Origin of the sequence: Rhodococcus sp. D-6, assembly GCF_040256695.1 — a bacterium.
Taxonomy (GTDB): domain Bacteria; phylum Actinomycetota; class Actinomycetes; order Mycobacteriales; family Mycobacteriaceae; genus Rhodococcus; species Rhodococcus pyridinivorans.
The window spans coordinates 4,277,586-4,289,810 of the sequence record NZ_CP132970.1; the positions used below are offsets into that span (position 1 = coordinate 4,277,586).

Here is a 12,225-nt window from a genome sequence, read left to right on the forward strand (position 1 = left end):
ATCTCGCAGGTGAAAGCACCTCACACCGTCACGCCCGTTTTCGATGATCCGAACCTCGTGTCGGCCGCAGGGCTGGTTCCGGTGATGCGGCTGGCAGAGACCACCGGTCTGCACGAGCTGTTCGGCCGGCATCTGAGCGTCGATTCACCGAACCCGGCGGTCAAGTCAGCGAGCATCGTCGCGGGGATGCTCGCCGGCGCCGACAGCATCGGCGACCTCGATGTTCTCCGCCACGGGGCGATGAACCGGGTGTTCGGCGGGGTGCGGGCACCATCGACGCTCGGTACCTACCTGCGCTCGTTCACCCATGGGTATGTTCAGCAGCTCCGACGCGGTCGCCACTCGCCTGCTGGACGGGCTGGCCGCCCACATTCCGGGTCTGATCGCGGGCGGCGACGAGATCGCGTTCCTGGACGTCGACGACACCATCGGTCAGGTCCACGGCTACGGTAAACAGGCCGCAGCGTTCGGATACTCCAGGGTCCGGGGACTGAACGCCCAGGTCGCGGTGCTGTCGACGCCGTCCGCGGCACCGGTGATCGCCCGCGCCCGGCTCCGCCGCGGCAATGTCGCGTCGCGCACCGGGTGCGGGCGGCTGCTCACCCAGGCCATCGGCTGCGCCCGCTCCGCCGGGGCGAGCGGTCAGATTCTCGCGCGGGCGGACTCGGCGTACTTCTGCCACGCGTTCGTGGCCGCCGCGCAGCGGGCCGGAGCCTGGTTGGTGGTGCGGCGGGTCAAGCGGTTGAATCCGACGGCGGACGCCGGGCAGGGCGAGTTGTTCACCCCCCCACCGCCATCACGCGTTTGTCACCAACTCGGCGTTGACCACGGTCGAGGCCGATGCCCGGCACCGTGACCACGCGATCGTCGAGCAGGTCATCGCCGAGTTGAAGGACGGTCCGCTCGCGCATCTGCCATCGGGCAAATACGCGGCGAATGCCGCGTGGTTGGCGCACGCGGTGATCGCGTTCAACCTTGCTCGTGCCGCCGGGGTCGCTGCCTCGGTCCGGCACGCCCGCGCTCGATGGGCGACGTTGCGTACTCACCTGATCAACGTTCCGGCCCGGATCGCCTCTTCCGCTCGTCGGATGACCCTGCATCTGCCCACCGACTGGGCGTGGAAACAGGCTTGGTCCAACCTGTTTCGCATCGCAACCAGCCCACCTGCAGCCGCCACCTGACCACCGACCCCGAACGGGTCACGAGCGAGGACACCAGTGGAAACGCCGGGCAGACCGGCGAGGCCCCCATGCCCGAAACCGGAGCAATGTGTGAAAGCGATCGGAGATCAGGCGCAGATCAACGACGGTGGATCAGGGCTGAAGAGGCACGGGTTCATTCCCGGTGAGCACAACATGCCGGAGTCTCGAGCAGCGCTGCCAGCCCCCAAATGGGCGCCACGCCCGCCGGGTACGCCGCCTCTGATCGGCACCTCCGAAGCACTGCTCCGGGTCGATCCCGAGCAGCAGCGTCGCGCCGGTGTCGACGTCGTTTACCGCCAGCGGGTTCCCGTAATCGATAGCGACGTACCGGTAGGGCCGCGGCGATAACTTCGAGTGCATGAGCCCCCATCAACCGCAGTTGCTGCGCCTGCGCGCAGCCGCTGCGGCATACCGTTTCCGCGAAAGCCTGTTCGCCTTACCGGCGGCCATCGTCGCCGTCGGGGTGATCCTTGCCGAAGTCAGTGCCTACCTCGACCGCACCATCAACCCGGGCGCCACCGCCGGCTGGGGGTGCAGATGAACAGCAACGGCGCGACCTGGCTGCTGAGCACCGTTGCCGGCGCCACCATCACCACCGCCGGGGTGGTGTTCTCCTTGACGGTGGTCAGTCTGCAGTTGGCCAGCAGCCAGTTCTCCCCCGGGTGATGCGCTCGTTCATCCGCGATCGCTTCAGCCAAACGGTCATCGGGATGCTGGTGGCCACGTTCGTCTACTGTGTGCTGGTCCTGCGGCACATCAGCGGCGAAGCGACCGCTCTGGCCCCGAGCCTGTCGATGACCGCCGCACTCGTGTTGACGGTCACCACCGTGGTGTTCATCGTCGCCTATCTCAACCGCCTGGCCCACGGACTGCAGGTCGGGCAGGTGGTGCGTTCGATCGCCGACGAGGCGTACGAGGTCATCAATGCCTCCGCGACAGCAGCGCAGCGTGAGGAACCCGGCCCCGACATCGCTCTGGAACCGGCCGACGATGAGAGCATCGTCGTCGTGCCCGCCGGCCGCGACGGGTGGGTGACCCAATCACCGTCCGAACACATTCTCGCCGCGCTGCCCCCGTCGACGGTGGTGCGCCTGGAAACACGATCCGGGGCCTATATCCACCGCAGGGAGGTGCTGATGCGCGTGTGGCCGGCACCTTCCGATCCGGACAAGGTGCGGCAACGTCTGACGGCGACGGTCGAGATCTCCGATACCCGCACCATGCAGGAGGACATCGATTTCGCGCTGCGGCAGCTGGTCGACATCGCGCTGCGGGCGTTGAGCGCGGCGATCAACGATCCCACCACCGCCACCGAAGTGGTGCTGCGACTCGGCAGTCTGCTGCGGGTGCTGTTGACCACCGACACCCCACCGCTGTCGGTACGCGGCGCCGACGATCGGGTACTGCTGCGACCATGGAATCTGTCCCCGACCGAGTACATCGAGCACGCCTTCGAACAGATCCGCCACGCCAGCCCACCGCAACTGCATGTCGCCACGGCGCTGGCCCGGGTACTGCGCATGCTGCTCGATCACGTACGCAGCACCGGCCACACCGAGCACGTCCCGGCCCTGCACCACCAACTGGACATGCTCATCGATGCGGTCAAAGCCCAGCCCGGACTGCATCCCGACGACGTGCGCCGATTCCGGGAGATCGCCGAGTCCCCCATCGACCCGGCCGAACATCGGACCCGATGATGGGTGGACGAGAAAGCCGGCCGCTCGCGTCGGCACGTGACCGTTGTTGCTGCGACAGACGTGCCGGTCCCATCGGAGCTGTAGTCATGATCCGGGGCTGGTTCGGTGTGCAGGGCCGATCCGGGCCGTAGCGCAACCAGTCCGGCAGTGCCGCGGTGAACGCCGTCCGCAGGTGCGGGTCGTCGGTGACGGTCCAGTCCACTCGCGCGTCGACCTCGGGTTCGGATTTGTCCCACTCGAACCAGTTGATCATCTTCAACTGCGGAAAACGCTGCGGCACGGTCGGGTCGAACGCCTGCTGCCACCAGGCCTGCTCGAGGTCGAACTCGGCGGCCCGCCCCGGCGGTGGTGTTGTACAACGCCCCGGTCTCGACGAGCGCCACCGGTTTGCCGTGCTCGACTCCGTAGTGGGTGTAGAAGTCCGGGACGACGGTGTCGTCACCGCCGGCACCGACGTAGGCACCGGTCAGCTGCGCGGCGAGCTTGCCGGGTTCGGGCAGCTCGTTCTCCCTCCACGGATAGGCCGCGCCCCCGTGACGTGATACGAGGGCATGCCCAACAATGCACTCAGTGATTGCACGGCACGCAATGCGTGCATGCGCCTGCCTCCTGCCGATAGGCGCTCTTACGTCAACTGGCGAGGAGTCGGATGCCAGCAAGAAGTGGCTATCGTCGACAGTCGCCAATCGGCTTCACTCGACAGCAAAGCCAAACTTGAAGAGGTGATCTTCCGGCCGCGGTAATTCTGCCGTGGGATCCTGAACGTTGCTCTGTTCGAAGAGCGCGGCCCGCTCTTCTTCAGGTAGAAAGAAGATGTCCGAAAGACGTTCGACAGCTTGCGGTATTCCTGATCCTAGAAGGGAATTACCGGTCTCCAGGACTCCGGCATCTTGCAACTCCCGGATCGTTCGGAGCATCCTTCCCGGCAGCGGTTCGGTGTTTCCGATCGGTACACCGTCGTATCCAGGAATTGGACGGAGAATGGTAGGCGGCCCGCCGTAATCTCCCGAATCCGTCATGAACCAGATGGACTGCGACGGTACCTTCTTCGTCTCGCTCATCTCGACGTGTCCGATCGACGATACATAGTGGCGGTGCCGGACATACCCGATACCGACCGCCGCTCTCTGCCCTATACCTCAAATGACATATAGGGTAAAGACCGAAAATGTCTGTGGGTGAACGCTTTCCGGGATGAAGCGCTATCACGACGAACATGCAGTGAACGATTCCGCCTTCGCCCATCTGCGGGTTCGACCATTCGACACCGAGTAGACCTTCCCGGACCGGCTGCCAGGAAACTCCCAGCCGAGAGCCAGGGTTTCCACCGGATCGACGGCAACACTCGGATACCGAACCACCGAACGAACCGTCGAAGGAGACATCGACATGACCCGTGTCCCCGAGCCCATTTCCACCCCGGCAGGACCCATTTACGAAGGACGCCTGCTCGATCGCCCCACCGAGGACGTCGTCGACCAGGGCGCAGGTTTCGACATCACGACCCTGGTCACCCGGCGTCGGGTGCTCGGCGTCGTCGGCGCCGGAGCCGGCGCCCTGGCCCTGGCTGCCTGCTCCACAGGCACCGCAAGCACAACCACCACGGCCTCAGCGACTGCGTCGGTGACCCCTGCAGGCGAGATACCCGAAGAAACCAACGGGCCCTACCCAGCCGACGGCACGAACGGAATCAACGTGCTCGAGGAATCAGGAATCGTCCGCAGGGACATCACGTCAAGCCTCGACGGCGGGAGCACCGCCGACGGTGTCCCGCTCTCGCTGACCTTCACTGTCACCGACACGGCGAACGGCGGCGTCCCGTTCGACGCGGTGGCCGTGTACGCCTGGCAGTGCGACGCTCAGGGCCGGTACTCGATGTACTCCGAAGGAGTCGAGGACCAAACCTATCTCCGTGGAATCCAGATCACCGACGCCGACGGCACGGCAACATTCGAGACCATCGTTCCCGGCTGCTACACCGGCCGCTGGACCCACATCCATTTCGAGATCTATCCCGACGCCGACTCCGCAACCGATGCCGACAACGCCATCGCGACCTCGCAGGTCGCCTTCCCGCAGGACATGCTCGACGCGGTCTACCAACTCAGCACCTATCCCGAGTCTGCCCGCAACCTCGCCCAGGTGGGCAGCCTCGACAACGACAACATCTTCGGCGACGGGTACGACCTGCAGATGGGCACGTTCACCGGTGACCCCGCCACCGGCTACGTCGGGACACTCGCCGTCGCCGTCGACACCACCACCGAACCCACCCTCAGCCACGGCGCAGGCGCACCCGGCGCTGGTCCGGGTGGACCCGGAGCAGGTCAACCCCCGGCCGGCGCCGGGACTCCCCCGGCCGGCGCACCGCCCAACGGCACAGCGCCAGGAACCACCCCGGCAACCACGAACTGACCACGATCGCTTCCCACCCTCGAGGAGAACCTCATGCTGCACAACCTCACCGGCTGGCACGCCCTGATCGTCCTGGCGATCCTGCTGCTCGTCTTCGGTGCCGCCAAACTCCCCGCCCTCGCCAAGGGCGTCGGACAATCCCTGCGCATCCTCAAAGACGAGGTACGTGAGCAACCCATCGTCACCACGGGCGACAACGCCCCTGTCACCGTCGACGAACGGGACACGGAAACCTCCACCGGCACCATGAGCCCGGTTCCCTACCGACACGCCTCATGACCGCCGGCACCGCCGCGCGCGGCACGATGCCGCTCGCCGACCACCTGAACGAGGCACGACGGCGCGGACTTCGCGCGGCGGTGGCGCTGCTGGTCGGCGTGATCGCCGGCTTTGTCTTCGCCGATCAGATCCTCGACGTCCTGCGCGCACCCATCGAGGAACTGGCCCGATCCCGCCAGGCAAGCCTGAACTACGACACGGTCACCGGAGCGTTCGACGTCGAACTGAAGATCGCGCTGTTCAGCGGGATCATCGTCTCCAGTCCCGTCTGGCTGCGCGAACTGTTCGCCTACATCACCCCCGGACTGACCCGTCGCGAAAAGACATACGCCATCGGATTCTCCGCGGCCGCCGCGCCACTGTTCGCTGCGGGATGCACCTTCGGTTTCCTGCTCTTCCCCCGCATGGTGAGCGTGCTCACCGGCTTCTCCTCCGACCAGGACAGCACCCTTCTCAACGCCTCGTACTACGTGGACTTCGTGATGAAGATCGTGCTGGCCACCGGGGTCGCATTCGTCCTGCCGGCCGTGCTGGTGATGCTCAACTGTCTCGGGATCGTCTCCGCACACGCCCTGCGCCGCAGCTGGCGCCTCATCGTCGTCGCCATCACGCTGTTCAGCGCCCTGGTGACACCGGCCGCCGACGTGTTGTCGATGTTCTTGGTCGCAGTACCGATGTCGGCGTTGTTCGGCGCCGCTCTCCTGATTACCGGTCTGCACGACCGCAGAGCAGCCCGGCGCACCCTCGACTCGGATCACCCCGAGCTGCCCTCGACCTCGTAACTGAGGAGTCCCCACCATGTTCGGCCTGACCCTCGAAAAACTGTTCCTCATCGCTGTCCTCGCCGGGATCGTGATCGGCCCGCAACGCCTGGCTGTCTACGCCCACCACCTCGCCGGGACCGTCCGATCGCTGCGCGACTTCATCGACAAGACTCGCAGCGACGCCGAACGCGACATGGGGATCTCATTGCACCCCCACGAGTGGGAATCGCTGGATCTACGTCGGTACGACCCGCGCCGTATCGTGAGCGACGCGCTGCACGACGCCACTGCAGTCCCGCCCTCGCCGACGGCCACACCGGCCACCATCGTCACCGACGAGATGATCGATCAGGCCCGGCACGTGCGTTTCGGCCAGAAGTATCTGATCACCGGGACCGCCGCACACCCGCGGCGGATTCTCATCGAAGCACTCGCCCACGACGATCCCCGTCGGATCGCCGCCGAGACACGCGACAGCCCACCGACGGACAACACCGTGCAGTGAGGGTAAGACGAACAACACGACAGCCGCTTACCGCCCGGATCGCTGCGGCCACCCCAAGTTTCGTATGCCACTGGCCGACCTCGGTGTGGCGCCTCGACCTCCGACCCGGCGTCTCCACCCGCAGCGTGGACGACCTCGTCGCGGCTCTGGGAATCGAGTCGGGCATTTCCAAGTCCGAGGTGTCACGGATCTGCGCCGGCCTCGACGAGGTGGTCGGCGCGTTCCGCACCCGCCCGCTCGATCACATCGCGTTTCCGTACGTCTATCTCAATGCGACCTATCTGCACGTACGTAACTCGTCCTCACAGGTGACCTCGATGGCGGTCGTGGTCGCCACCGGGTCACCGCCGAGGGTGCCCGGGAAGTGCTGAGCTGCTGAGCCTCGATGTCGGGGACAGCGAGGACGAGGTGTTCTGGCGCGGTTTCCTCGCTTCGCTCAAACGACGCGGTCTGTCCGGTGTCCGGCTGGTCATCAGTGATCAACATGCCGGCCTGGTCGCCGCACTGCGCCGCTCGTTCCAGGGGGCCGGGCACCGGTGATGCCGGGTGCATTTCGCGCGAAACCTGCTGGCGCACGTGCCCACGTCGCACTCCGACATGGTCGCCGCGGCGTTTCGCACGATCTTCGCCCAGCCCGATCCCGCCACCGTCGCCTCGACGTGGGACGAGGTCCGCGACGAGCTGGCCGGCCGGTTCCCCAAGATCGGTCCGTTGATGGACCAGGCCAAGGCAGAGGTCCTGGCGTTCAGTGTCTTTCCGCGGGCGCATCGGTCGAAGATCTGGTCGACCAATCCGCTGGAGAGGGTGAACAAGGAGATCGAGCGCAGAGCCCGCGTCGTGGGCATATTCCCGAATGGAGCAGCGGTGATCCGGCTCGTCGGAGCGGTCCTGGCCGACATGCGCGACGAGTGGCAGTCCGGCGAGCGCCGCTATCTCTCCGAAGGGTCGATGGCGTTGCTGGTCCCCAGCAGCGATACTGAAACCATCGCCGCGCTCAACCGCGGCGAGTAGGCACCGAGGATTCGACCTCAAAGCCCACCACCCCACGGGGCTCTATCGGCCTGCATCCTGCGCCTCACTACGTAGAGGCATGCATCGTGTGCACGGCACGGTGTGCCGCGCATGATGGGGTGGTGCCGAGTATCGATGTAGAGCCATACCTCGAAGCCGTCGTGGACACTGCCCGGGAGGTGCTCGGTGCGGAGTTCGTCGGGGCGTACGCGGCCGGGTCGCTCGCCCTGAACGCCTTCCATCCCGGCCGCAGCGACATCGACATCGCCCTGCTCTGCCGCGACCCCCTGAGCGAAACGATGAAGCGGGAGTTGATCGCTCGGCTGCGGCACAGCGCCCTGCCATGTCCGGCCCGAGGCCTGGAACTGGTGGTCTACACCATGGCTACGGCGCAGTCGGGCACCGGAGAACCGGGCTTCGAGCTCGAGTTGAACGACGGGCCGGGCATGGCCTTCCGGCAGACACTTCAGCCCACAGACCGCCCGGCAGCCGACGGGACGTTCTGGTACGGACTGGACCGCAGCATCCTGCACCAGAGCGGCCGGGTGTTGGCGGGACCGCCGGCCCCGGAGACATTCGCCGAGCTGGCACCGGAGGAACTACAGAGCCTATTGGTCGACTCGCTGCGCTGGTGGATGGCGCTGCCCGGCCCAGCCGATGACCGGCCCGCACCCGGAGCCGACGACGCGGTCCTCGGAGCCTGTCGCGCGCTGGTTCGACATCGCTACGGGAAGTGGCTGTCCAAAATCGATGCCGGCCGACGGTTACTCGGGACCGGCTACCAGCCGGTCGAGGCGATCGAACAGTCCATCGCAGCACGCTCCGGTGAGCTTCCGCCTTCAGGTCGGCAAGCACGGACTTTTCAGGAAGGCGTGCTGCACGAGCTCCTGACTGCGACCGAACGGCCCGCATGACCATCGTCCGGATCGGCACTCCTATTGCCGCGCTCTCAGGTGCCGATACATGACCATTCCCGCGTGGTACAGCACGTCGTCGCGGAACTCACCGTCGGCGGAAAAGCCGGTGTCGTCACGGTAGTAGATCATCGTTCCTTCGATCCGGTAGTCACCGGTGTAGGCAGCTTCCCGGCTGCCGCGGGCCTCGACGTATCGCCCCTCCGGCAGGAGACGCTGGCGGATGTTACCGTCGGCGGTCACCCACAGTCCGACGAACGGGTGCCCGGCTTGTTTCATGTCCTTCACTTCCCTGGAGGTCGTCACAGTGTCGCTGCCACCCGCCCGATGATGGCGTTGCGGGAACGGATCACGGCCTCGCGCAGGGCGTCGATGTCCTCGCCGACCAGCGAACCCGCCCACTTGCGCGGGTTGCCGGCGACGAGGACGGTGTCGATGTTGCGTGCGTCGGAGCCGAGCACGAGGGTGCCGACGGCGTCGTTGAGCGGCATGTTGTTGATGTCGTCGGCGCGGACGATGAGCAGGTCGGCCTCCTTGCCCGGTGTCAGCGAACCGGTGACGTGCCCGAGCGCGTTGGCATGCGCGCCTTGCAGGGTGGCGAAGTCGAGGACGTCGCGGGTGGTGATCCGGTTGCGGGTCTCCTCCGTTCCGTATGCAGCATTGGTGGCGCGCATGCGTTGGATGGCATGCAGGGTCCGCATCTGGGTGAACATGTCGCTCGCGAGCGCGACCTCCACGTCGATGCTCAGACCCGGCCGGATCCCGACGGCGAGAGCCTCGTCCACAGCGGGCACCGCCGATTCGAGGCCGATCTGGGCGTCGGAGGTCGGGGCGAGGGAAACCGTGACACCGGCATCCCCCATCGCCGTCCACGCCTCGGGGGTCATGCCGGTCGCATGGATCAAGGTGAGGGTCGGATCGAGGATCCCCATCCGTGCCCAGCGCAGGATCGCCTCCGACGACGGTATCCCGAAAACCGCGTCGATGCTCGTCCACACACCGAGATCACGTGCGAAAGCAGCGAGTTCGGGCCCGTAGGCGATCGCAGGTCCGGCGATCTCGTCGGTCGCCAGGGCGGCCAGCCGCACCGTGACGAGACCGTCTGCGGCGCCGTGGAAGTCGCTCACCAACCGGTTCATATCCTTGGGCCATTGACGATCCCACTCACCGAAGTGAGGACCCATCGAGGCATGCACGCCCCGAATTCCGGTGTCGATGAGCGCATTCAGTGCAGCATCGGAGTGCGCGGAAGTGCGGGAGTTGTGCGAGAAGTCGAGCATGGTGGTGATGCCCGAGTCGAGCGCGGTCAGCGCGGCGAGACGGGTACCGATGTACATGTCCTCCGGTGCGTAGTTCGGGGCGACGCCGGCCAGGGTCGACATGACATATTCGCCGAGGTCGGAAACGTCGGGAATGCTCCGGCGCAGTTGCGCTTCCCAGGCGTGACGGTGGGTGTCGACGAAACCGGGGCCGACGATCGCACCGCGGGTGTCGACCACGAGTGCCGAGGCTGCTGCGGCACCGTGCCCGGGATCGGAGCGTAGGTCGGCGCCGATCGCGATGATCTGCGAGCCGACGAGCAGGACGTCGCCGGCATCGAGGTCCGGGATCGAGGGGTCCATGGTGACGACGGCGCCGCCGGTCAGCAGGATCGGACGGTTGCTGTCGTGGGCCGCGGTGAAATCGGCGAGAGTTGTCTTCATTGTGGTGGCTTTCCGATGAGTGTCAGGCGCGGTGGAAGGTGTAACCGGCGTGCTGCAGGGTGCCGTCGACGAATTCGCCGAATGCCCAGAATCCGAGGTCGTCGCGGTAGTCGATGCGGTCGCCGGTGATCCGATAGGAGCCCTGATATGCATGCGGGCGTCCACCGCGGGTCTCGTCGTAGCGACCGTCCGCGGTCAGGTGCTGGTGCACGAAATCCGTTTCGTCGATCCAAGTTCCGAGATGACGGTCCGATGCCACGTCCGTGGCGGTCGGGGTCTCCGTCGGGTCGTCGGCGTGGACCGATCGACCGCCCCAGAGGGCTATCTCACCGTCGACGACGACCGTGTGCGCGGCGTCGGCATCATCGATGAATCGTTGCAGCACATCTGTTTCCGAGTCGTCGCGAGAAACGGGCAGGATTGCGAAGGTTGCCGGATTGCCGGGTGCAAGCGCGGATGGTGACCGGAAGGAAGTCGGACGCAATCCACGGAGCCGGATGACGTCGACGATTGCGGGCACGATGACGTACCCGGCGCAATCGATGACGATGGCACCGTCGTCGTCGGCAGCGGTCAACAGGCCGGGGCCGATACCGACCACACGAGCGCCACCGAGCAGGACGTCGCCGCGGTCGAAATCGCCGATCAGGGCGTCGCCGGTGATGATCCGGGCATTGCCGAACAGGAGCGGACGATGCCCGCCGGCGTTCTCGCGGATGAGTTCGAACAATTCGGGAGTGAAGGGGATGGTCATGTGTACTCCAGATGAGGATCGGGGTGCCGGGAGATCCGGCGAGTTCCACTGTCGGGGCGGATGGGCGGCCGGAACAGGCCGGTGTGTGCCTGGGTGCACGAGGGCCTGTCTGTACCGCATCCGGGGAGCTAGCGTCGTCTCATGGTCTCCACCGAACTCGGAACCTTCCTCAAGGCGCGACGCGGGCACGTGCAGCCGTCGGATGTCGGCATCACGGCGCAGTCGGGGCGGCGGGTCTCCGGTCTGCGTCGCGAGGAAGTTGCCATGCTCGCCGGTGTCAGCGTCGACTACTACACGCGACTCGAACAGGGTCGCGAACGGAACCCGTCTCCGGCGGTTCTCAACGCCCTCGCCGGCGCGCTGGCTCTCGACACCGACCTGCGCGAGCACCTGTTCCGTCTCGCCGGACTGGCTCCGACACCGCCCACTCCGGTGCGGAAGACCGTGGACGATTCACTGCGGGAGCTTCTCTCATCCTGGTCGCACACACCCGCGCTCATCATCGACCGCCGGTTGGATGTTCTCGCATACAACGAGCTCGCCGGTGCGCTCTACAGCGGCTTCGAGCGCATCGACAATCTCGTGCGCATGACCTTCCTCGATCCCTTCGGGCGCCGCTTCTTCACCGATTGGGAGCGCGCCACGACGTCGTGCGTCGCGAATCTCCGGCTCGCTCTGGGCCACACCGGCTCGGTCGACGACGTTCGTGCCCTCGTTCTCGAGGTGCACGATGCGAGCGCGGAGTTCCGCGAACTGTGGAATCGGCACGATGTGCGGGGCAAAACACACGAGGCCAAGGAGTTCCGGCATCCTGCCGTCGGCGATCTCGTCCTCGAATACAACGCATTCGACGTTCGCAGCGCACCTGGACATCAGTTGATCGTGTACCGGGCCTCTGCCGGCTCGCCCAGTGACGACAAACTTCGGCTATTGGGATCCTTGGCGGCGACCACCGACCGCTCGTGATTCCTCGTTCCG

The 12,225-nt window shown here is 66.1% G+C and carries 11 protein-coding genes and 3 pseudogenes; 10 read left to right on the forward strand and 4 right to left on the reverse strand.

Features of this window, described 5'->3' with window-relative positions; genetic code table 11:
- Positions 1 to 84 precede the first annotated feature (84 nt).
- The 3 genes and pseudogenes from RBB84_RS20040 to RBB84_RS20050 all read left to right on the forward strand — a co-directional run bounded on the left by RBB84_RS20040 (position 85) and on the right by RBB84_RS20050 (position 2,902).
- A pseudogene (locus RBB84_RS20040) lies at positions 85 to 1,181 on the forward strand (transposase).
- Positions 1,182 to 1,560: 379 nt separating this feature from the next.
- Positions 1,561 to 1,743 (forward strand): hypothetical protein, encoded by a 183-nt coding sequence (locus tag RBB84_RS20045; RefSeq protein ID WP_350246636.1) that lies wholly within the window; start codon positions 1,561 to 1,563, stop codon positions 1,741 to 1,743.
- Positions 1,740 to 2,902, forward strand: a pseudogene (locus tag RBB84_RS20050) (DUF2254 domain-containing protein). The gene RBB84_RS20045 and the pseudogene RBB84_RS20050 overlap by 4 nt, the downstream one beginning before the upstream one ends.
- A gap of 692 nt (positions 2,903 to 3,594) precedes the next feature.
- Here RBB84_RS20050 and RBB84_RS20055 read toward each other — a convergent pair.
- Positions 3,595 to 3,963 (reverse strand): hypothetical protein, encoded by a 369-nt coding sequence (locus tag RBB84_RS20055; RefSeq protein ID WP_145709443.1) that lies wholly within the window; start codon positions 3,961 to 3,963, stop codon positions 3,595 to 3,597.
- A 328-nt stretch (positions 3,964 to 4,291) separates the two neighbouring features.
- Here RBB84_RS20055 and RBB84_RS20060 point away from each other — a divergent pair, with 328 nt between their 5' ends.
- The 6 genes and pseudogenes from RBB84_RS20060 to RBB84_RS20085 all read left to right on the forward strand — a co-directional run bounded on the left by RBB84_RS20060 (position 4,292) and on the right by RBB84_RS20085 (position 8,790).
- Positions 4,292 to 5,317, forward strand: a complete 1,026-nt coding sequence (locus RBB84_RS20060) for an intradiol ring-cleavage dioxygenase (protein WP_254583432.1) — start codon at positions 4,292 to 4,294, stop codon at positions 5,315 to 5,317.
- Positions 5,318 to 5,350: 33 nt separating this feature from the next.
- The gene (locus RBB84_RS20065) at positions 5,351 to 5,596 is read left to right on the forward strand and encodes a twin-arginine translocase TatA/TatE family subunit (RefSeq protein ID WP_085470995.1); all 246 of its coding nucleotides are present in this window, start codon (positions 5,351 to 5,353) and stop codon (positions 5,594 to 5,596) included.
- Entirely contained in the window at positions 5,593 to 6,378 is a 786-nt protein-coding gene (gene tatC, locus RBB84_RS20070) for a twin-arginine translocase subunit TatC (RefSeq protein WP_350246638.1), read from the forward strand. Before RBB84_RS20065 ends, tatC begins: the two co-directional genes overlap by 4 nt.
- 16 nt (positions 6,379 to 6,394) lie before the next feature.
- Entirely contained in the window at positions 6,395 to 6,865 is a 471-nt protein-coding gene (locus tag RBB84_RS20075; protein WP_260783021.1) for a preprotein translocase, read from the forward strand.
- Between the two features lie 107 nt (positions 6,866 to 6,972).
- Positions 6,973 to 7,876: pseudogene (locus RBB84_RS20080) on the forward strand (IS256 family transposase); the annotation flags it as partial.
- A gap of 122 nt (positions 7,877 to 7,998) precedes the next feature.
- The gene (locus tag RBB84_RS20085; RefSeq protein ID WP_350246639.1) at positions 7,999 to 8,790 is read left to right on the forward strand and encodes a nucleotidyltransferase domain-containing protein; all 792 of its coding nucleotides are present in this window, start codon (positions 7,999 to 8,001) and stop codon (positions 8,788 to 8,790) included.
- 21 nt (positions 8,791 to 8,811) lie between these two features.
- Here RBB84_RS20085 and RBB84_RS20090 read toward each other — a convergent pair whose 3' ends face one another.
- The 3 genes from RBB84_RS20090 to RBB84_RS20100 are packed head-to-tail and all read right to left on the reverse strand — an operon-like array spanning position 8,812 to position 11,247.
- Positions 8,812 to 9,069 (reverse strand): Atu4866 domain-containing protein, encoded by a 258-nt coding sequence (locus tag RBB84_RS20090; RefSeq protein WP_006550703.1) that lies wholly within the window; start codon positions 9,067 to 9,069, stop codon positions 8,812 to 8,814.
- Positions 9,070 to 9,092: 23 nt separating this feature from the next.
- The gene (locus tag RBB84_RS20095; protein WP_350246640.1) at positions 9,093 to 10,493 is read right to left on the reverse strand and encodes an amidohydrolase family protein; all 1,401 of its coding nucleotides are present in this window, start codon (positions 10,491 to 10,493) and stop codon (positions 9,093 to 9,095) included.
- A gap of 22 nt (positions 10,494 to 10,515) precedes the next feature.
- Positions 10,516 to 11,247 carry an Atu4866 domain-containing protein gene (locus RBB84_RS20100; protein ID WP_350246642.1) on the reverse strand — a complete coding sequence of 244 codons (732 nt, stop codon included), beginning with the start codon at positions 11,245 to 11,247 and terminating at the stop codon, positions 10,516 to 10,518.
- Positions 11,248 to 11,388: 141 nt separating this feature from the next.
- Here RBB84_RS20100 and RBB84_RS20105 point away from each other — a divergent pair, with 141 nt between their 5' ends.
- The gene (locus tag RBB84_RS20105) at positions 11,389 to 12,213 is read left to right on the forward strand and encodes a helix-turn-helix transcriptional regulator (protein WP_138845069.1); all 825 of its coding nucleotides are present in this window, start codon (positions 11,389 to 11,391) and stop codon (positions 12,211 to 12,213) included.
- Positions 12,214 to 12,225 lie beyond the last annotated feature (12 nt).

What these genes read in the sequence shown, in the direction of transcription:
- RBB84_RS20045 (WP_350246636.1), top strand. Translation starts at nt 1,561, where the DNA reads ATGAGCCCCCATCAACCGCAGTTGCTGCGCCTGCGCGCAGCCGCTGCG.
- RBB84_RS20055 (WP_145709443.1), bottom strand. Translation starts at nt 3,963, where the DNA reads ATGAGCGAGACGAAGAAGGTACCGTCGCAGTCCATCTGGTTCATGACG.
- RBB84_RS20060 (WP_254583432.1), top strand. Translation starts at nt 4,292, where the DNA reads ATGACCCGTGTCCCCGAGCCCATTTCCACCCCGGCAGGACCCATTTAC.
- RBB84_RS20065 (WP_085470995.1), top strand. Translation starts at nt 5,351, where the DNA reads ATGCTGCACAACCTCACCGGCTGGCACGCCCTGATCGTCCTGGCGATC.
- tatC (WP_350246638.1), top strand. Translation starts at nt 5,593, where the DNA reads ATGACCGCCGGCACCGCCGCGCGCGGCACGATGCCGCTCGCCGACCAC.
- RBB84_RS20075 (WP_260783021.1), top strand. Translation starts at nt 6,395, where the DNA reads ATGTTCGGCCTGACCCTCGAAAAACTGTTCCTCATCGCTGTCCTCGCC.
- RBB84_RS20090 (WP_006550703.1), bottom strand. Translation starts at nt 9,069, where the DNA reads ATGAAACAAGCCGGGCACCCGTTCGTCGGACTGTGGGTGACCGCCGAC.
- RBB84_RS20095 (WP_350246640.1), bottom strand. Translation starts at nt 10,493, where the DNA reads ATGAAGACAACTCTCGCCGATTTCACCGCGGCCCACGACAGCAACCGT.
- RBB84_RS20100 (WP_350246642.1), bottom strand. Translation starts at nt 11,247, where the DNA reads ATGACCATCCCCTTCACTCCCGAATTGTTCGAACTCATCCGCGAGAAC.
- RBB84_RS20105 (WP_138845069.1), top strand. Translation starts at nt 11,389, where the DNA reads ATGGTCTCCACCGAACTCGGAACCTTCCTCAAGGCGCGACGCGGGCAC.